The following is a 17,762-nucleotide window of genomic DNA, read 5'->3' on the forward strand; positions in this document are numbered from 1 at the left end:
GGGAGTCAACTCCTTAAAGCGAAACATGTAAAGTCAAGCTTCGTCCCTATAAAAATCAAGTTAATACATCAACTTACAGCTTCTACGTCAATTGATAATAGCACACGAGCCAGTGTTGAAGGATATTCCCTGAATTAAGCTCAACATTTTCATCATTCTGTCATACACCGGAGCATAAACTACAAGTGACAGTTATGACCGTGTCTTTTGCTTTGCCGTTAGAATGATTAGTATCCGCTTATTATCTTGACAGATGAAAATATTTTTGACACGGCCCTATATTGTCTATACATTGAACATAGCTTGAAAGTTGATCTGAATATTTATTTTTCATTTCGAAGCATTACCATCAGTAGCTCGTCCTGTTTGTTAATAAGTACTCTGCACACTTCCAGCTATACCAAAAAGTCTCAATTTGGGACTTCAATTATTTATTAAGAAATTAGGATTATTTATGTCTACAACTACTGGTACTGTTAAATGGTTTAACGAAGCTAAAGGTTTTGGTTTTATTGAACAAGAGTCTGGCCCAGACGTTTTTGCTCATTTCAGCCAAATCAAAGGTGACGGTTTCAGAACCCTGAATGAAGGTCAACGTGTTGAGTTCACTGTAACTCAAGGTGCTAAAGGCCCTCAAGCAGAAAACATTACTGCTCTGTAAGACATTTGTTTACAGAAAAGAAAAAAAGCCTCGTTTTTACGAGGCTTTTTTTTGCCTGCTCTTTAGATAGTCTCAATCACATTTCTGGCAAAACTCTCGTACTCAGCCCAAAGTCGTTGTGCTTTACTATCTGGAAACACATGAGGTTCACTCACCTCTAAAGCATTGATAATAGCCTCAGCAACAACAGTTGCAGGTTCAGCATCTACTAGTCCTATTGACTTTGCCATATCAGTAGCCACAGGACCAGGATGTACACTTAATACAACCGTTTTTTGCTTACTCAATTCATGTCTTATGGCTTGAGTTAATGAATAGGCCGCCGCTTTTGAAGCGGCATAAGTCGCAAACTCGGGAACACTTCTCAAAGACGCAATTGAATTTAGTTGCACGAATGCACCGCCACCATTTTGCTTAAGCAATGGGGCGAACGCCTGAGCCATTCTGACTAATCCAAACACATTAATATCAAACTCGTGTTGCAGTGAATCAATAGCTGACATGGCCAGAGGATTTGAGCCATTCAAAATCCCAGCATTATTAATAACTAAGTCTACGTCTTGAGCATTGGCGGCAGCAGCAAAAATAGAATTAGGTTCGTTGAGATCGAGAAATATAGGCGTTACTCGGTCAATAAACCGTGTTTCTAAATCAGCTACTGTGCTGAGGTCTCTAACAGCAAGATAGACTTTCTCTACACCATAATTGAGTAATGTTTCAGCAATAGCTTTGCCAATACCTCTGTTTGCTCCGGTGATAAAGACGACTCGATGTTTCAGTGTAAATGGGCTATTCATGTGGTATTCCTAGAGTGAATTATTCACTTTGCTGACTGATATAAACGAGTAAAGTTCAGCATCTAAATTTGCCTTATTAAAAGCAGTCAAATACATTGTGTCCGAGATAATTAACAAAGGCATCACATGGATATCGAGCATTATCAAACAGTCATAGAGCAATTCTTAACCCAGCTAATGCATTGGTTAAGCAGTCCAAAATTCTATTCACAAATCGGCTTGATTGTATTGGCAATACTCATCGGGTTATCGATTAATCGATTTTTACGCAATCTGTCACCACTACTCAGACAAATGCCTACCGAAGGTCCTATTCTCCAATTGAGGCAAGGAATTTATAGGCTGAGAGAATTGATCTTGCCGCTTATGCTGGTGCTCTCACTATCATTTGCTAACGATATCAGCATGGCTGTTGTTGGTCAGGCTTGGTTAGTTAAGCTTAGCTTGAGTTTAGCGGTCATCTTTATGCTCTATACCATCATTACGCGATTTGTAGAAAAACAACTTTTTAGAAAGCTAGCGCTCTGGTTTATTTTACCTATTGCCGTGTTACACATATTCGGCTGGTTAGATGAAGTAGTGGCTTATCTCGAAACCATCTCATTACAAATTGGTAACTTTGAAATCTCCGCCTATGGTGTTGCCAGGGTACTGATTTTTGGTTCAGTCCTATTCTGGTTAGGACGCCTTTCCAATAATGCTGGCCAACAAATTATTCGAAATCAACATGATTTGGATATAGGCACAAGAGAGGTCTTTGCCAAACTGTTTCAGGTGGCTCTATTCTTTGTGGTTTTCCTGTTACTACTTCAAATAATGGGGATTAATCTGACGGCGCTGGCTGTGTTTGGTGGTGCGCTTGGTGTCGGACTTGGCTTTGGATTACAGGCCATAGCATCAAATTTTATTTCCGGAATCATCCTTCTTTTGGATCGCTCACTTAGTGTAGGTGATTTTGTTGAAATGGAAGATGGTCGTCGTGGCACTATCCGTGAACTTAATATGCGATCAACTACACTGGAAACCTATGATGGTAAAGATATTATGGTGCCAAATGAGCAATTCATCACTACTAGCTTTACTAACTGGACACATAAAAACATCAAGCAACGCTACTCTTTAGAATTCCAAGTTGCCTATAAGACGGATCTCCACCTGTTGTTTGATCTCGTTCGTGGCATAGTCGCCAGCCATCCTCAAGTTATCAGCGGTGATGATATCCCACTGGAAGAAAGACCAGATGCCGAAATAAAAGGCTTTGCTGACTCAGGTATCGATATTCTGGTTGAGTTCTGGATGGAAGGGATTGATGATGGACCTAACCGGGTCGGTGCAGATTTACTATTGATGATCTGGGATACTCTCAGACAGAACAATATAGAAATTCCGTTCCCACAACGTGAAATTAAAATTATCAATAACTAAACATCAATAACATTTCCAACACTAAAATGCTTGCGCGCAAGCATTTTAGTGTTACTATTTTGCTATGGATTATCTAATCACTGAATCGCTTTTTTTGGGAGGTATTTATGAAATATACAGCTATCATTGCTCCCTTGATCGTCATTACGGTTATCCTATTGAATCAAACCTTTGCTGAAGATGGGCAACTACATAGCGAAGCGAATTTTACCAAGCCTGCAGAAAAATTAGCTGAAAGTTGTTACCAGCACTGGCTAACGTTAAACTGGACGCTGACAAATTCTGAAGTGTTAGCAAGCAATAATAAATCCTTCAATGACGGCATAAAAAAAGTCTGTCAGGCCAGAGCCGAACTTTTTTTCGAAGGCTATGAGATAAAGCCATTTATCTCAGCTGATGCTCAACACGAAGTATTCCCACTGGTTTTTCGCCCCAATGTTGATGAGATCAAGTCGCAAATTCGTATCAATCTTCCGAAACTCAGATTAATATAATTAGTCTAAGATACTATATATCGTTTATTATCGTTTATTATCATTTATTCACTTTTTCGAGCGTCATTAGAGACAACAGAACTGAGAATAAATCCGATTTGCGTTACTCGAGTTACACTCTATAATTGACGCAATTGATAAAACAATAAACAACACTTTAACCGTACTGCGAATGTACCTCTATTGCATCGTAGCAAAGGTAATAAGCAAAAAAATTAAGGAATCAACGAATGTCAAATTTTGATAACTTGAGACTCGATAATCAGCTGTGTTTTGCTTTGTACACTGCTACCAATAGCATCACACGTTTTTATCGCAGCTTGTTGAACGACTATGACCTGACTTATCCCCAATACCTTGTTCTGGTCGTATTATGGGAAAAAGATGGTATCGCTATCAAGGATGTTATGCGACAACTCAAATTAGACTCTGGCACATTATCACCCATAATTAAACGTCTTCAATCAGCAGAGTTGGTGGAAAAAGTTCGCACCGATGAAGATGAACGAGTTGTTCGTTTATTTCTAACAGATAAAGCTAAGCAGCTAGAGCCACTCATTGCAGAGGTTCAAACTAAAGTCGCTTGTAAAACAGATCTTTCATCGTCTGAGTTTTTTGAGCTGCTGAGCACGCTTAACGAATTAACTAACAGTCTTAATAAGCGTGAAGAAGCAGCAGAGAAAGTGCTTTAAACTCTTATTTAATTAACGCTTTTGTCAGTTTAGATAATAGCCAAAGCGTTAACAACGGCATCAATAACATCAATAAAACAAATTCAGCAAGTAGATACACGGCTGCATGGACAGCACGATCTGCTTGCTGTCTTATTTGCTGAAGCTTTGATTCAATATCCAATTTACCTTTTAAGCTATCAAACCAGCCTTTAGGTTGTTCTTGCTCACGATTCGTTAAAGTCTCTACCTCATTCTGAGTAGTCTGCAATACCATGACAGCCTCATCTCTTTGTGACTGCATTAATCCCTGAAGTGTACCGCTGAACATAACAGACACTGGAATCAATAAGCGTAGAACAGATAAAAACAACACCGTTTTTAATAAAATGCGTTTTTGTTTAACCCCCACCATCGATGACAATGTTGCTATTGCTGCAATCAACACCAACACGATGATTCCGACCCGGAAACCCCATTGATCAGATAGAAACAAAATTATCTGCTGAATACCTAATGAGGCTGAGGCGGTTAATAAAATAGTGGAAAACTGCTCTATTAGATCATTCAATGGGTCCAGAATTTGTCCTGGTGCAAGAGTCAATCCCACCCCCATAGGTTCAATAGAAACTTCTGTACCCTGAGCTACCGATATCACCCCATTTAAACCACGAGCGATGGCATATACACTAAGTGTCACTGCCATCATCTGTTTGATTTGATGGTCAGTAGACAGTGTAACGGGAAAGCAAGCCAATCCTAAACAAATAAACAGCATCAGAAATGTATAGCGATATTTGTTTAGCATCAGCAATCTCACGTATTAACGAACACAGTTGCGTCCATCATTTTTGGCCTGATAGAGGGATATGTCAGCCCGAGCAATCAGCTGGTTCATTGCTTCTGATTGCTGGTACTCGGCCACACCTGCACTAACCGTAATTTGAAGCTTTTTACCAGTATAATCAAAATGATGAATTGCTATCGCTTCACGAAGATTATTCACTACCCTGATGGCCTCATTTTTACTGCAGTCCTGTAGCATCAATAAAAACTCTTCGCCTCCCCATCGACATAAAACATCTTCTTCACGGATATGCTGATTCATAATGCCAGCCACTGTCGTTAATACATAATCACCATATTGATGACCATAATTGTCGTTAACCTGTTTAAAGTGATCGATATCAATCAAAACAACCGATAATGATTCATTACGTCGCTTAGATCTCGCCACAGCCTGTGTAAAGAAAGAATCAAACATTTGTCGATTCGTCGCGCCTGTCAGTTTATCTTTTGTTGCCATCGTTTCCAGACGTCCCTGGTAACCACGAGAAGCAAGATGCAGTATGAACAACACTACAAGACTGATCGCAGACGACACCAGAATGTTGATAATCAGAGCGTTTTCCACTTTTTCAGTAGCCGGATCATTTACCTGCTCAACAATCAAATACCAATCAAACTCAGGAACTAAACGACTGTTCAGGTAAATGGTACTGCCATTGATCGTGTCAAATGAAAAAGATGAGCTGGGCGTAGTCAAAATACGTAAAAATACTTTATCGAGCCCTTCTTTATTTTGTATGTGCAGTTCTTTGCTGTACTTACTGCTTTGCAACATGACTTGTCCCTGCCGGTCAATAAAATAAATTTCGCGACCATAGCGCTGCTGATAATTTTCAATCAACTCTTCCACGACAAGTAGCGATAAACCAACGCCAATCACACCAATAAAATTACCCTTTTTATCAATTACACGATAGTTAACAAAAATACTCAGACGGCTGGGTTCTGCTGTATCACGATCAATATTGATTTGATAGGGTTGATTAGAATTCTTTGCTTGAAAGTACCAGGCATCAGCTTTGTTATCTTCAGAGACCTGTTTCAGCACCCCCGATGGATGGTAATAATTTTTTGTTTTATTAGAGACAAAAAACGCTGTAATTGTATTGTATTTTTTCTGAATTTGACTAAGGTAGCTTTCCATTTTTTCTGGCTCTTTTTCACCATCATTTACCCAATCAAACACAAAAACATCATTTGCCATCAGTGATGAGATGACAAGCGGATGGAGTAAGTCTCGCTGAATTTCAGAGTAAATATTATCGCTGGTCAGCGGCAGCATCTCCTGTTGAAGACGCTGTGAAATAGACGTTCTGGCAACAAAATACCCGATGAGACTTGTCGCTAAAAACCCTATTAACACGATAATGCTGATGATGACTGTATAGAGACGCTTACGATTTTTCAAAGAAAATACACCACAAATAAACCGTTAATGATATTGAAGCAGTAACAGAATTTCCATTTTTTAGTCTAGATCAAAAGGATATTCACGTTCATCCTCTTGTTTCTGTCCGGCTACCTTCTTGTGATGCTTGACCCCTAGAGCAAAACAAACAATAAGTAATATATAGAAAACATCCAGGTCATCATCTTTAAACAGGCTCAAAACAGCCCATACTGGCGGAACATAAAAAACAACACTGGATAACAATGAAGCCCAAACGGGTAATTCACGTCGGGCAGCAAGATAAACATAATGACTGAACAGCCCGGATAAAAACCCACCGAAAACGGCCAGGCAGAGATACAGAATCATCCCAATAGTATTAACGTGTGACATAGCCTACTCAACCATAATTCAGGTTTAGTCGAATGGTATTAACCAACCCGTTGACAATACACCTATCCGACCGAATAAAGCGATGTCTAATCTTATACAGCCTTAGCCAGGGATAAGCTTTGTTGTAATTTATGTTTGTTTTTAACCACATCAGCGAGTGTGTATTCATCCAGAACATTAAAAAAAGCTTGCTGAGCTTTCCTTAAAGCACTAAACAACATGCATACAGATTCAATCGGACAGGAACAATTCTTACCAAAACACTCCAACAATTCTGGATTTTCTATTTTTCGAATCAGATAACCAATGTTAATTTGTTCGGCTGGCATTGCTAATGATAAACCACCGCCACGACCACGCTGACTATTGATGATTTTTTCCTGAACAAGACGCTGAGCTACCTTCGCCAAATGGTTGGTAGAAATGCCATAACGCTCAGAAGCATCTTTAACCGTCGCAGGCTTATCAGGCGCATGAATCGCCAGATATATTAGTAGCCTTAAGGCATAATCTGAATGTGAAGTCAGCTGCATTACACCGTCCCCAAAAACATTCTTACATTCATCCCAGTTTCCTTGATCAAAGTGTTCATTAAACATCATCGAGAAGCAATTTCTCAGCCATCAATGTATCGCGCTAGCAAAGGAAATGCTATCAGCAGATATACGCATCGTAACGGCTCTATAACGACCATTCCATGTCAGAAATACTGGCAGTACAACAAATACACTACCTCTTTTTGAGTTCCGCTCTTGGCGACAAATCGCACTTAAACAGTGCACCTGATTCAAATACGTGCTTCACAGCAAATTCACGATACACAATTAATCATAGACTGTAAAAGTCAAGGTGAGTGATATGCAACGTTTTGGTCTTTCAGGAATAATTGTCATGGCGATATTTTTAAGCGGGTGTCAGACTAATCATTCGCCTATACAACCTGTTTCTTATGTCGATATAGATCGGTTTATGGGAGATTGGTATGTTATCGCTAACATTCCCACTTATATTGAAAAAGGTGCGCACAATGCCATCGAGTCCTATGAGCTAAAGCCAGATGGCAGTATTCAAACGACGTTTACGTTTCATGAAGATAGTTATGATGGTGAGTTAAAAACGTATCATCCAACAGGATTTATCACCGACAAGAAAACCAATGCGATATGGGGGATGCAGTTCATCTGGCCAATAAAAGCCGATTACCGAATCATGTATCTGACTGAAGATTATTCACAAACAATTATCGCTCGTAATAAGCGTGATTATGTATGGATCATGGCCCGCACACCAACCATTCCTGAATCTGACTACCAGCACATGCTCAGTCTGATTAAACAAGTTGGCTACGATATCAGTGAAATTCAGCGTGTTCCCCAGGACTGGTCTGGACAACCACCAAAAGCAAGATAATTGCTATTCAACATATACACTAGCGAATCGCATCTATCGGTATGTCATCTACGCGATCAACAACAACGGCATATAAATCCTCAGTAGCCGCCAAAGTGACCTCTTGAACTTGTTCAGCAGATAATTTCTTGCCATTATTCATGCATAAGGCCCTAGTCGCCGTTGCTTCTGCAACAATCGTCACATGATAACCACGATTAAACCCACCATGCGCGGTTGAGTTGACACACATATGTGTCATAAAACCGGCAAGGATAATATTCTCAATACCACGCTTTCTGAGCGCTTCGTCTAAAGATGTCTGGATAAAGGAATTAGGAAAACTTTTTACGATGACATATTCACCATCGATGGGAGCGACTTCATCTGCAATGGCGCCGAGCCGACTATTTAAGTCATATGGCGAGCCTTTGCCCCCATCATGTTGTATATGGAAAACGGGGATACCATGCTCACGGGCCAATTCAAGTAATTTTTTAACGTTTTGCAGAGCCGCTTCAACGTTATCTAACTTCATCACACCTTCCCTGTAGGTATTCTGGCAATCAATAAGGATTAACGCAGATTCACTTAGTGCTGAAGCCTGATGCCCTATTCCAACGATATCACGTAATGTCGTCATAACCGCTCTCCTTTAATGGCAAAAATTGACAATACCATATATCCCTTACTCAGATAATGTTCTGACTTGCATAAATTTTTGCAGTCGCTATTATTCCGCAGCAAGCCAAGATATATCATTAAACAGGAGAAAAAATGGCCTCATCTCTTACCCAAAAGACAAATCGTTTTGCGGCTGTTTTTCTTAACATAAAACAAAATAAATTATTTGAATCGATTGTCGTCGCTGTCATCCTTTTTTCAGCGCTGATGATCGGGGCAAAAACCTATAATATCCCGCCCAACCTTCTGACGATGATTGTCTGGTTGGATTACGCTATCACCGTGTTTTTTCTTATTGAGATTAGTATTCGCTTTTTTGCCGAAACCAGGAAAATCGCGTTTTTTAAAAGTGGTTGGAATATTTTTGACACCATTATCGTCGTTGTTAGCCTTATCCCGATAGAGGACAGTGAGCTGGCTCTGGTTGGTCGCTTGATCCGAATATTTCGCGTGTTACGGATGGTATCTGTGATACCCGAATTACGGACGCTACTGAACTCCTTGCTACGTGCCCTGCCACAATTAGGGTATGTCGCCCTTTTGATGTTTATCATTGTTTATATTTATGCGGCTGTAGGAACCACTTTTTTCGCCAGCGTCAATAAAACCTTATGGGGAGATATTGCTATTTCGATGCTGACGCTGTTCCGTATCATGACATTTGAGGACTGGACAGACGTGATGTACGAAACGATGACAGTCTATCCATTGAGTTGGATTTTCTATATCAGTTTTATCTTCCTAAACGCCTTTGCTTTTCTGAATATGCTTATCGGCATCGTGGTCAACGTGATGGAAAAAGAGAACGCCGAACAGTGGCAAAGAGAGCATGCCGGTGAAACGACTATTCAAGACTTATCTGATCAAATAGAAGAGTTAAAGCAACTTATCACTAAGCAGAAATAAAAAAGGGAGCTTTCGCTCCCTTTTTATAATCTTAAATACAACTAGGCTTTAAGTGCACGTAACATCCATGCTGTTTTTTCATGAACACGCATGCGGTCAGACACCAGCGATGCAGAAGATTCATCATCTGCTTCTTGGGCAAGCTTTAATACTTTACGGCAAGTTTTAACAACTTGCTCATGACCATGAGTCAACAGACCAACCATTTCTTTTGCTTCTGGCACGCCTTCCACTTCTTTAATTGAACTCAGTTCAGCGAACGATTTATAGGTGCCTGGAGCGGCAACATCCAGCGTCCGTATGCGCTCCGCAATATCATCCACGGCTACAGCAAGTTCTGTGTATTGTTCTTCGAACATCAGATGTAATTCACGAAATTGTGGTCCAGTGACATTCCAGTGGAAGTTATGTGTTTGTAAATAAAGAGTGTATGAATCTGCCAACAGGTTTTTTAAACCTTCAGCAATATCTTGTCTATCCTGCTTATTGATACCGATATCAATGGTACTCATTAATGAGCCTCCTTATTATTTAGTGGACATATATAGTCACTATGAACGCTGATTCGTTCATATCGATTAAATATAATTACATCATAATGATTGTATAAGAAATGTGAAACAGTTTATTTCCATGAAAATGATAGATAAAAACGATGATTAAATTATCGACTTTTCCAATCAATGTCATTTAACTAAGTTGTTGTACAAAGTTGTACAGGCTAATGATAATCATTCTCAACTAAACAGGAGAATGATCATGACTAAAACGTTAAGCTTTGCGGTTGTCCATTTCAGCGTTGCATTTACCGTTGGTTATGTAATGACGGGTAGCGTATTAGTTGGCGGCACAATGGCGTTAATTGAACCCGCAATCAATACTGTTGCTTTCTATATGCATGAAAAAGTATGGACAGCCATTAAGCAAGATAGTGCAGAGAGAAACCCAGTCATTCAATAGTCAGAGAAAGACATAATGAGAAAGACGACTATATCGTCAAGATACTTAAAGGCCTATATGTGAAGCTTCAACTTCATACGGATATTTTTAAAGTGTTTTTCACACTTGGATTGACGGCATTTGGTGGCCCGGTAGCGCATATCGCTTATTTTCGACAGGCTTTTGTTGAAAATAGGCGCTGGCTGTCTGATGAGGACTTCACCCAACTGCTTGCTGTCAGTCAAACGTTACCTGGGCCAGCGAGTAGTCAGTTGGGTTTTGCTATTGGTCTGTATCGTGGTGGTATATTAGGCGCTATCAATGCCTTCATCGCATTTACTTTACCCTCAGCATTAGCGTTGATTCTGTTTGCAACGTATGTCGTTGCAATAGCATCGCCACTAAAAGATAGCGCATTACATGGTTTGCAACTTGTGGCGCTTCCCGTTGTGGCCGACGCCGTCTGGAAAATGTCACGTCAACTTTGTCCAGATTTAAATAGAAGAATCATAGCCAGTCTGAGCCTGCTATTTTTATTGCTAGTGCCTTTCAGTTTTAGCCAGTTTATTGTCATGGGATTCGGTGCTATCGCCGGGTTATATCTGCTGCAGCCCAATACAAAAAGTCAAACCTTTTCACTCAACCTGCCCTACGGAAAAAAAACAGCTAGCTTATTTTTTGCCCTGTTTATTTTGTTGTTTTTTATCCCCTTACTGAATATTGACCAGCCGTTATTTCATTTTATTACTATTTTTTATCAGGCAGGTGCCACTGTGTTCGGCGGCGGACATGTGGTACTGCCATTATTAGAAAACAAAATTGTTTTTACTGGTCTGATTTCATCAGAACAATTTTTAGCAGGCTACGGTGCTGCACAAGCCGTACCTGGACCGTTGTTTACTATTTCGGCATATCTCGGAGCACTGTTACCAGGAGAAAGTGGTGGTGTTACTGGTGCTGTTATTTCCTTGTGCATATTATTTCTGCCAGGATTTTTATTAATTCTGGCAGTACTGCCTTTCTGGCAGTCTCTGCAAACTAACGCCGTCCTACAAAAGTCGCTGTTGGGTATTAATGCAGCTATGGTTGGTTTATTGGCGGCTGCACTCTATCAACCAATATGGCAACATGTTATTGGATCCTATACCGATATCATTATCGCTTTAACGGGCTTTGTATTATTGAATATTTTTCGTTTATCGCCCGTTATTATTGTTTTATGGTGTCTAGCTGGCAGTATTATCACGAGTTTATTATGAATTCACCGCACATCAGAAAAGCTGAGCAAAAAGATATTAGCAACATCACTGATTTACTCATCCACTGTGCTGAGAATATGCACCAACAAGGTATGCCGCATTGGCTGGGCGTTTATGATAATGAAGCAGTTCAACAGAACCTGTTAACAAAGCAGGTCTATGTGCTGGAAAAAGATGAACAGATTCTGGGCTGTATTGCTATGGGCACAGAAAAAGCCAGCTATTATGATGACTGTTGGCCAGAAGCTCCGGACGCAGAGATCTATATTACGCAACTAGCCGTTTCACCTGAAAAGCAAGGCGCTGGTTATGGCAAACAGCTAATGCAGTTCTGCCTCAATCGATTACAAGATAAAACGGTGCAATTAGATGCAGTAGATCACTACCCTGCCTTACTCAAGTTCTATAAAAATCTGGGGTTTCAGATCATTGCCACAGGTGTAGGCTTAGGTGATAAACGTCATTTGTTTACCTACTCAGCAAACGCAACGACCTAAACTGGAACTCCTACTCTGAATCTCAGTCATTCAACTAAACGATGATGGAGAAAAAAAATGGTCTACGCGCTACAAGAACATACTGTGTCATGCCCTTACTGTGGTGAAATTATTTCGGTAGTGATTGATGGCTCTGTCGAGTCGCAAGAGTATATCGAGGACTGTGAAGTATGCTGTCGTCCCATTACATTTAACGTGGAAGTGGATCAAACAGGTATTTATGTGCAGACCGCACATGAGAATGAATAATCACTGTTAGCACTCAAGCTAAATAATAACAAACCTTATTTGATATTCATTCTTACCTGAACTAACATGCTGTCTTAGCCTCCAAGGCAAGTCAGATGTCGTTTCACTTATCCTTAACTGCAATCAAACAAAGACCATAGTTTCTTCATGCGAAAATTCTGGATTGAGTTTCACCGAATCAGTGGTCTGATTTTATTTATTCCGCTATTTTTACAAAGCGTTAGTGGCGCCATTATTGTGTTTGATCACGCCATTGATGAATGGTTAAATCCACAGCTGGTGCTAGATGACGACATATCAGGCCCTCCCGCCTCCATTGCTGAAGTGATGTATGCAGCTTTACATGCCTTGCCAGATGTAGCCCATATCAATTCACTACGGACCCCACGCAATGATAAGGCCATGTACACCGCTTTTGTGGAGATGAATTCACAATCCCCTCTTCATGGAAAAACCATCGAAGTCATGATTAATCCGTACACGGCTGATGTGGTCAGTGTAAGGGAATGGGGAAGCTACTTTACCTCAATGATCTACCTGTTTCACTTTACGTTTTTGCTGGGTGAGAACATGGAATTGGTTTTAGGGTTGTTGGCTATCCTGATGCTAGCCAACGTTATTGTGGGTGTTTATTATGGCTGGCCCCGTAGTAAAAAAGCTTGGAACTGGTTACTGGCTCGCACACAAAAATCAAGCTCAACAATTGCACGTTTGCGTCGTACCCACATTGCTTTAGGGCTGATTTCACTGCCCGTGTTTATTGTCTTAATTATCACTGGCATCAGTTTGATCTTCCCGGATCAAACAAAATGGTTGCTCAACCGTCCAGCAAAAGCCTCGCCTGACGTAGACTGGCTGAGTAATCAGCCGATTCAGCCTGATCATTGGCTCATCAGTGCCAAACAGTATTGGCCAGAGAAACAATGGCAACGAATTATTCCACCATGCAGTCAGAGCCCAAGTGTTGAAATCCGCTTAAATGCAGATAATGACCCACGCAAAACCTCAGGAAGTTTCGTCTTGTGGCTGAACCCACAGACCAATCAGATACTCGCCGAGCAAAGCTACGACACGATGAGTCTCAGACAAAAAACCGCCTTCTGGTTATTCCCTTTACACAGCGGTGAGGCCTTTGATTTGACGGGTCGTATTATTGTCTTCATCACCGGTATCTTCACCGCTGTGTTAAGTGTTGCTGGCGGCTGCTTATGGTACCGACGTAAATTTAAACGCCAGCACCAAAAACGCTTTATTTGATCCAGACTTGTTTGGCATTCACAAACTCTTTAATACCATGTGGCCCCAGCTCACGCCCATAACCAGACTTCTTAATGCCACCACTCGGTAAACGAGGATCTGTCTTCACAATACCGTTTATGGCTACCTGTCCTGCATTAATCTTCATGGCAAGATCTTTGGCCAGTTCAATATTATCCGTCCAGACACCCGCACCAAGACCGAACTCCGTGTCATTCGCAAGCACTAAGGCATGTTCAGTGGACTCTGCCTTGATGGCACACATTACCGGACCAAAGGTTTCTTCTCTGAAGGCCGTCATATCCGCAGTGACATCCGCCAGAAAAGTGACCGGATAGGCAAAACCATTCCCGTCCGGTATCTCACCACCTAATAGACAACTAGCACCGGCATTGATGGTTTCAGTGACCTGACGATGCAAATTATCTCTTAAATCAGCACGTGCGATCGGCCCTATATCCGTGGATTCTTCTAAGGGGTCACCCATGGTTAATTTTTGCAAACGTGTTTTTAATTTATCAATAAACTCGTCATAAACAGGGGCTTCAATAATAATGCGCTTAGCAGCGATACAGGACTGTCCAGCATTAATAATACGCGACAGAGTCGCCACGTCTGCGGCGGCATCCAAGTCAGCATCCGCCAGCACAATCAACGGATCACTGCCACCCAGTTCCAGTACGGAGGGTTTAATTTCAGAAGCTGCCATTGAAGCGACTTTAGCCCCTGCTCCTGCCGACCCCGTAAATGAAATAGCCACAATATCAGGATGACGAATGGCTTTTTCTACTAAGGGTGTCTCAACCGGCAAATTCACCATCACCCCTACTGGAGCACCGGCTTCCTCAAATACCTGCTCGATTGCCTGAGCACAGCCCGGTACATTCGGATCATGTTTCATCACACAAGTATTGCCGGCCATCAAGGCAGGAGCGAGATAGCGGAAAGCTAACCAGAGAGGGGCATTCCACGGTAAGATGCCCAACAAAGTGCCAAGTGGCTGATAACAAACATAGCTGTCAGAGGCATCCGATGGCAGTTTTTCATCACTTAAATACGCCTCAGCATGTTCAGCGTAATATTCTGCACACCAGGCTGCTTTTTCCACTTCCGGCCCACCTTCTTTCACCGGCTTGCCCATTTCTTCTGCCATCAGTTTACTGAGTAATGGCTTATTTCTACGCAGTGAAGCAGCGACTGATTTTAAAATCTCTGCCCGTTGCTGAATAGGCATAGTGCGCCATGAGTCAAAGGCATTGACCGCTTTGGCTATCGTGATATTAACGCCTTGCTCATTTAACGCTTCGTACTTAAGGATCTCTTGTCCAGTATATGGATTCGTTGCAGTTAACATCTCCACCTCATTTCGATTGTTTAGCTTTGGGTTTTGCTTTATCGCTTGTCTCAGCCTGACGTACCTCACTGATATCCACTAAAGTTTTATCAGCTTGTTCAGGCTTAACGGTGAAATCGCGATCCATGGTAAAAAAGGATTTACAGCCATCTTCGGTCACATAGATCGTGTCAGATATGCCACAGGTTTTATCGCCATCCACACCCCACATCCATGGAATGATATGAAAGGTCATTCCCTCTTCCAGAATGGCAGATTCCCCTTGCTTCAGACTGCAGATATAACCTTCATCCCAGCTTGGAGGAAAAGCAATGCCAATGGAATAACCTGAACGCGTTATGAGACGGGCACCAATATCATTGTCTGAAATAATATTACGTACCATATTGTCGACATCAGACACGGTCATGCCTGGCTGCACAGTTTCATGTACAGCACTTAACGCTTTTTTCATGGTTTCCTGCGCTTTGTACATCGAGTCCGATAATTCGCCCAGCACCACGGTTCGCATCATCGCCGTGTGGTAGCGTCGATAACAGCCACCAACTTCAAGAAAGACATGTTCTCCTGGCTTCACTGTGCGGCCTTCCCATGTGGCATGACCAATCATCGTGCGTGGGCCCGATGTGACATACGGCATGACTGCCGGTGGTTCGCCTCCCGCTTTAAACATGGCTGAACTGATAGCCGCACCAATATCATTTTCGGTGACACCCGCTTTAGCCGCCTCCAAACCAGCTTTCATGCCAGCCTCAGTGGCTTTAGCGGCACGATGCATTAACTCAATCTCTGCTGCAGATTTTCTGATGCGCCCCTGCTCCACAATGCCAAAACAATCCAGTAATTTGCCATCGGTTAATGTGGTGTGAATAAAGTCCTGTTGATAAGCAGGGAAGAAATAACTGTTGCGCTCATAGCCAATGCGTTTGTCTGACAAACCAAACTCTCGCAAGGCATCTACCAGCATTTGAATGGCATCTCCGGTGTCAGGATAAGGCCGGGTCCGTTCTACCCAGGTACGGGCAATAATATTGGACTCCTCCATCGCCCGGGTGATCATGAAAGGTTCCTGCTCTAACGGCACGACTAACGCTTGAAAGAAGGAATATCCCGTGGTCTGATAATCCGTCATATACATAATATTTTCTGGATCAGTTATCACCACAGCATCTAAATGACGTTGAGCAATTCTGACGCGTAATTCACTCAGGCGACGTTCATATTCCTCAAAGGGAAAGGTCATATCATCACGTTGTCTCATGCTGCTTCCTCCATGACTTTGTATGTGGTCTGTACCAGAACATCTAAACCAGCCTGCAGATCCTCTTCAGGTATGGTTAAAGGAGGAATAAGCTTGACTACACGTCCGCCAGTGCCGCAACTGGCAATCAGTAATCCGGCTTTGAAGCATTCATCAACAATTGCTTTGGCACGTTCACCCGTCGTCACATCCAGACCGATAATCATGCCTTTACCACGTATCTGCACCTGCTCGAATTTTTCTTCCAGCGGTGCCAGAGCCTGATTCATTTTCTCAGCTTTTTGTTTGACCTCAGCCATCAAATCATCATTTTCAAAATAGGTCAGCGCTTCTTTACCAGCGACAAAAGACAGGCTCTGGCCACGGAAGGTGCCAGTGTGCTCACCCGGTGCCCAATATTCATCCACTTCTGGTTTAATCAGGTTCATCGCCATTGGTGTTCCCATGCCGCCAAGTCCTTTCGCCATACAAATGATGTCAGGATCGATATCCATATCATCAAAACTAAAGAAAGACCCGGTTCGGCCCATGCCAACCTGTATATCATCAATAATCAGCAGAGAACCTACTTCCCTAGCTAGTTTTGCTAACTCCTGAAGCCATTCTTTGGAGGCAACATTGACACCACCTTCCGCCTGAATCGTTTCAAGTAAAAATGCCGCAGGCGGTGTCACACCACTCGATGTATCCAGATACAGCGAACGCAAGTGTTCTAACACCGACATGCCACAGCCTGATTCACAGCCTTGACATGTTTTTTCACAGCCAAAGGGATAATGTGAGACGTGATTTAACGGAACACCGGCAGCACCACGAAAATAACGATTTGCCGTTGCGGCCAGAGAGCCCAATGTCATGCCATGAAAGCCACGAGTAAAAGCGACTATTTCCTGCCGTGAAGTTACGCGTCTTGCCAGCTTCATGGCTGCTTCCACCGCATTGGTGCCGGTAGGCCCAACAAACTGCATTTTGTGAGTCATACCCCGTGGTTTAAGAATCGTCTTTTCGAACTTCTCCATAAACTCACGTTTTGCTGTTGTTTGCATATCCAGCGCGTGAGTCACGCCGCCCGATTGAATATAGTCCACCACAGCCGAAGTCATCCGCTCATTATTGTGACCAAAATTCAAGACACCGGCACCGGCAAAGAAATCGATATATTCATTCCCCTCTTCATCGGTTTGCCTAGCATTACTGGCTTTATCAAAAACCACAGGATAAACACGACAATACGCACGGATACCGGACTCACGTTGTTCAAATATACTCATTCATTACCTCCTGGTT

Annotated in this window: 21 protein-coding genes; 11 read left to right on the forward strand and 10 right to left on the reverse strand. The window is 42.1% G+C overall.

Going from position 1 to position 17,762, the window contains the following annotated elements; translation table 11 throughout:
- Positions 1–454 precede the first annotated feature (454 nt).
- Positions 455–661: a cold-shock protein gene (locus tag AC13DA_RS12195; protein ID WP_007145321.1), complete on the forward strand. Its 207-nt coding sequence runs from the start codon at positions 455–457 to the stop codon at positions 659–661.
- Positions 662–723: 62 nt separating this feature from the next.
- Here the strand turns inward: AC13DA_RS12195 and AC13DA_RS12200 are convergent, their stop codons facing one another.
- Entirely contained in the window at positions 724–1,458 is a 735-nt protein-coding gene (locus AC13DA_RS12200) for an SDR family oxidoreductase (RefSeq protein ID WP_284451967.1), read from the reverse strand.
- A 126-nt stretch (positions 1,459–1,584) separates the two neighbouring features.
- On the opposite strand from AC13DA_RS12200, the gene AC13DA_RS12205 reads away from it, so the two are divergent.
- From AC13DA_RS12205 to AC13DA_RS12215, 3 genes are all read left to right on the forward strand, one after another.
- The gene (locus AC13DA_RS12205; protein ID WP_284451968.1) at positions 1,585–2,883 is read left to right on the forward strand and encodes a mechanosensitive ion channel family protein; all 1,299 of its coding nucleotides are present in this window, start codon (positions 1,585–1,587) and stop codon (positions 2,881–2,883) included.
- Positions 2,884–2,990: 107 nt separating this feature from the next.
- Positions 2,991–3,377 carry a hypothetical protein gene (locus AC13DA_RS12210; RefSeq protein WP_007145325.1) on the forward strand — a complete coding sequence of 129 codons (387 nt, stop codon included), beginning with the start codon at positions 2,991–2,993 and terminating at the stop codon, positions 3,375–3,377.
- A 230-nt stretch (positions 3,378–3,607) separates the two neighbouring features.
- The gene (locus AC13DA_RS12215) at positions 3,608–4,069 is read left to right on the forward strand and encodes a MarR family winged helix-turn-helix transcriptional regulator (protein ID WP_007145326.1); all 462 of its coding nucleotides are present in this window, start codon (positions 3,608–3,610) and stop codon (positions 4,067–4,069) included.
- Between the two features lie 4 nt (positions 4,070–4,073).
- Here the strand turns inward: AC13DA_RS12215 and AC13DA_RS12220 are convergent, their stop codons facing one another.
- The 4 genes from AC13DA_RS12220 to AC13DA_RS12235 form a co-directional block, all read right to left on the reverse strand.
- On the reverse strand, positions 4,074–4,856 hold the full coding sequence (locus AC13DA_RS12220) for a hypothetical protein (RefSeq protein ID WP_007145327.1): 783 nt from the start codon (positions 4,854–4,856) through the stop codon (positions 4,074–4,076).
- A 15-nt stretch (positions 4,857–4,871) separates the two neighbouring features.
- Complete coding sequence (locus AC13DA_RS12225; protein ID WP_007145328.1) at positions 4,872–6,305, reverse strand: sensor domain-containing diguanylate cyclase; 1,434 nt, start codon at positions 6,303–6,305, stop codon at positions 4,872–4,874.
- Between the two features lie 60 nt (positions 6,306–6,365).
- Positions 6,366–6,680 (reverse strand): hypothetical protein, encoded by a 315-nt coding sequence (locus AC13DA_RS12230; RefSeq protein WP_284451969.1) that lies wholly within the window; start codon positions 6,678–6,680, stop codon positions 6,366–6,368.
- Positions 6,681–6,772: 92 nt separating this feature from the next.
- On the reverse strand, positions 6,773–7,282 hold the full coding sequence (locus tag AC13DA_RS12235) for an RrF2 family transcriptional regulator (RefSeq protein ID WP_284451970.1): 510 nt from the start codon (positions 7,280–7,282) through the stop codon (positions 6,773–6,775).
- A gap of 256 nt (positions 7,283–7,538) precedes the next feature.
- Here AC13DA_RS12235 and AC13DA_RS12240 point away from each other — a divergent pair, with 256 nt between their 5' ends.
- Positions 7,539–8,090 carry a lipocalin family protein gene (locus tag AC13DA_RS12240; RefSeq protein WP_284451971.1) on the forward strand — a complete coding sequence of 184 codons (552 nt, stop codon included), beginning with the start codon at positions 7,539–7,541 and terminating at the stop codon, positions 8,088–8,090.
- Positions 8,091–8,109: 19 nt separating this feature from the next.
- On the opposite strand, the gene AC13DA_RS12245 is transcribed toward AC13DA_RS12240, so the two are convergent.
- On the reverse strand, positions 8,110–8,712 hold the full coding sequence (locus AC13DA_RS12245) for a cysteine hydrolase family protein (RefSeq protein ID WP_007145332.1): 603 nt from the start codon (positions 8,710–8,712) through the stop codon (positions 8,110–8,112).
- Positions 8,713–8,846: 134 nt separating this feature from the next.
- On the opposite strand from AC13DA_RS12245, the gene AC13DA_RS12250 reads away from it, so the two are divergent.
- The gene (locus AC13DA_RS12250; RefSeq protein ID WP_284451972.1) at positions 8,847–9,659 is read left to right on the forward strand and encodes an ion transporter; all 813 of its coding nucleotides are present in this window, start codon (positions 8,847–8,849) and stop codon (positions 9,657–9,659) included.
- A 41-nt stretch (positions 9,660–9,700) separates the two neighbouring features.
- Here the strand turns inward: AC13DA_RS12250 and AC13DA_RS12255 are convergent, their stop codons facing one another.
- Positions 9,701–10,171, reverse strand: a complete 471-nt coding sequence (locus AC13DA_RS12255) for a Dps family protein (protein ID WP_007145334.1) — start codon at positions 10,169–10,171, stop codon at positions 9,701–9,703.
- Between the two features lie 247 nt (positions 10,172–10,418).
- Here AC13DA_RS12255 and AC13DA_RS12260 point away from each other — a divergent pair, with 247 nt between their 5' ends.
- The 5 genes from AC13DA_RS12260 (at position 10,419) to AC13DA_RS12280 (ending at position 13,860) form a co-directional block, all read left to right on the forward strand.
- Entirely contained in the window at positions 10,419–10,619 is a 201-nt protein-coding gene (locus tag AC13DA_RS12260) for a DUF2061 domain-containing protein (protein ID WP_007145335.1), read from the forward strand.
- A 59-nt stretch (positions 10,620–10,678) separates the two neighbouring features.
- Positions 10,679–11,857 (forward strand): chromate efflux transporter, encoded by a 1,179-nt coding sequence (chrA, locus tag AC13DA_RS12265; protein WP_284451973.1) that lies wholly within the window; start codon positions 10,679–10,681, stop codon positions 11,855–11,857.
- Complete coding sequence (locus AC13DA_RS12270; protein WP_284451974.1) at positions 11,854–12,354, forward strand: GNAT family N-acetyltransferase; 501 nt, start codon at positions 11,854–11,856, stop codon at positions 12,352–12,354. The genes chrA and AC13DA_RS12270 overlap by 4 nt, the downstream gene beginning before the upstream one ends.
- Positions 12,355–12,411: 57 nt before the next feature.
- Positions 12,412–12,603: a CPXCG motif-containing cysteine-rich protein gene (locus AC13DA_RS12275; RefSeq protein ID WP_007145338.1), complete on the forward strand. Its 192-nt coding sequence runs from the start codon at positions 12,412–12,414 to the stop codon at positions 12,601–12,603.
- A gap of 147 nt (positions 12,604–12,750) precedes the next feature.
- Positions 12,751–13,860 (forward strand): PepSY-associated TM helix domain-containing protein, encoded by a 1,110-nt coding sequence (locus tag AC13DA_RS12280; RefSeq protein WP_284451975.1) that lies wholly within the window; start codon positions 12,751–12,753, stop codon positions 13,858–13,860.
- On the opposite strand, the gene AC13DA_RS12285 is transcribed toward AC13DA_RS12280, so the two are convergent.
- The 3 genes from AC13DA_RS12285 to AC13DA_RS12295 are packed head-to-tail and all read right to left on the reverse strand — an operon-like array spanning position 13,853 to position 17,746.
- Complete coding sequence (locus AC13DA_RS12285) at positions 13,853–15,214, reverse strand: NAD-dependent succinate-semialdehyde dehydrogenase (RefSeq protein ID WP_284451976.1); 1,362 nt, start codon at positions 15,212–15,214, stop codon at positions 13,853–13,855. The genes AC13DA_RS12280 and AC13DA_RS12285 overlap by 8 nt on opposite strands.
- Positions 15,215–15,221: 7 nt before the next feature.
- The gene (gene doeA, locus AC13DA_RS12290) at positions 15,222–16,475 is read right to left on the reverse strand and encodes an ectoine hydrolase (protein WP_284451977.1); all 1,254 of its coding nucleotides are present in this window, start codon (positions 16,473–16,475) and stop codon (positions 15,222–15,224) included.
- A complete protein-coding gene (locus AC13DA_RS12295; RefSeq protein ID WP_273181620.1) occupies positions 16,472–17,746 on the reverse strand; it encodes an aspartate aminotransferase family protein in 1,275 nt (424 codons plus the stop codon). Before AC13DA_RS12295 ends, doeA begins: the two co-directional genes overlap by 4 nt.
- Between the last annotated feature and the right edge of the window lie 16 nt (positions 17,747–17,762).

The organism is Methylophaga sp. F-2, from assembly GCF_056859315.1.

Excerpts from the sequence above, each read along its gene's own strand:
- AC13DA_RS12295 (WP_273181620.1), bottom strand. The coding sequence starts at position 17,746 with ATGAGTATATTTGAACAACGTGAGTCCGGTATCCGTGCGTATTGTCGT.
- AC13DA_RS12205 (WP_284451968.1), top strand. The coding sequence starts at position 1,585 with ATGGATATCGAGCATTATCAAACAGTCATAGAGCAATTCTTAACCCAG.
- AC13DA_RS12230 (WP_284451969.1), bottom strand. The coding sequence starts at position 6,680 with ATGTCACACGTTAATACTATTGGGATGATTCTGTATCTCTGCCTGGCC.
- AC13DA_RS12215 (WP_007145326.1), top strand. The coding sequence starts at position 3,608 with ATGTCAAATTTTGATAACTTGAGACTCGATAATCAGCTGTGTTTTGCT.
- AC13DA_RS12285 (WP_284451976.1), bottom strand. The coding sequence starts at position 15,214 with ATGTTAACTGCAACGAATCCATATACTGGACAAGAGATCCTTAAGTAC.
- AC13DA_RS12240 (WP_284451971.1), top strand. The coding sequence starts at position 7,539 with ATGCAACGTTTTGGTCTTTCAGGAATAATTGTCATGGCGATATTTTTA.
- AC13DA_RS12210 (WP_007145325.1), top strand. The coding sequence starts at position 2,991 with ATGAAATATACAGCTATCATTGCTCCCTTGATCGTCATTACGGTTATC.
- AC13DA_RS12220 (WP_007145327.1), bottom strand. The coding sequence starts at position 4,856 with ATGCTAAACAAATATCGCTATACATTTCTGATGCTGTTTATTTGTTTA.
- AC13DA_RS12270 (WP_284451974.1), top strand. The coding sequence starts at position 11,854 with ATGAATTCACCGCACATCAGAAAAGCTGAGCAAAAAGATATTAGCAAC.
- AC13DA_RS12255 (WP_007145334.1), bottom strand. The coding sequence starts at position 10,171 with ATGAGTACCATTGATATCGGTATCAATAAGCAGGATAGACAAGATATT.
- AC13DA_RS12245 (WP_007145332.1), bottom strand. The coding sequence starts at position 8,712 with ATGACGACATTACGTGATATCGTTGGAATAGGGCATCAGGCTTCAGCA.
- AC13DA_RS12235 (WP_284451970.1), bottom strand. The coding sequence starts at position 7,282 with ATGATGTTTAATGAACACTTTGATCAAGGAAACTGGGATGAATGTAAG.
- doeA (WP_284451977.1), bottom strand. The coding sequence starts at position 16,475 with ATGAGACAACGTGATGATATGACCTTTCCCTTTGAGGAATATGAACGT.
- AC13DA_RS12200 (WP_284451967.1), bottom strand. The coding sequence starts at position 1,458 with ATGAATAGCCCATTTACACTGAAACATCGAGTCGTCTTTATCACCGGA.
- AC13DA_RS12280 (WP_284451975.1), top strand. The coding sequence starts at position 12,751 with ATGCGAAAATTCTGGATTGAGTTTCACCGAATCAGTGGTCTGATTTTA.
- AC13DA_RS12195 (WP_007145321.1), top strand. The coding sequence starts at position 455 with ATGTCTACAACTACTGGTACTGTTAAATGGTTTAACGAAGCTAAAGGT.
- AC13DA_RS12260 (WP_007145335.1), top strand. The coding sequence starts at position 10,419 with ATGACTAAAACGTTAAGCTTTGCGGTTGTCCATTTCAGCGTTGCATTT.
- AC13DA_RS12275 (WP_007145338.1), top strand. The coding sequence starts at position 12,412 with ATGGTCTACGCGCTACAAGAACATACTGTGTCATGCCCTTACTGTGGT.
- AC13DA_RS12250 (WP_284451972.1), top strand. The coding sequence starts at position 8,847 with ATGGCCTCATCTCTTACCCAAAAGACAAATCGTTTTGCGGCTGTTTTT.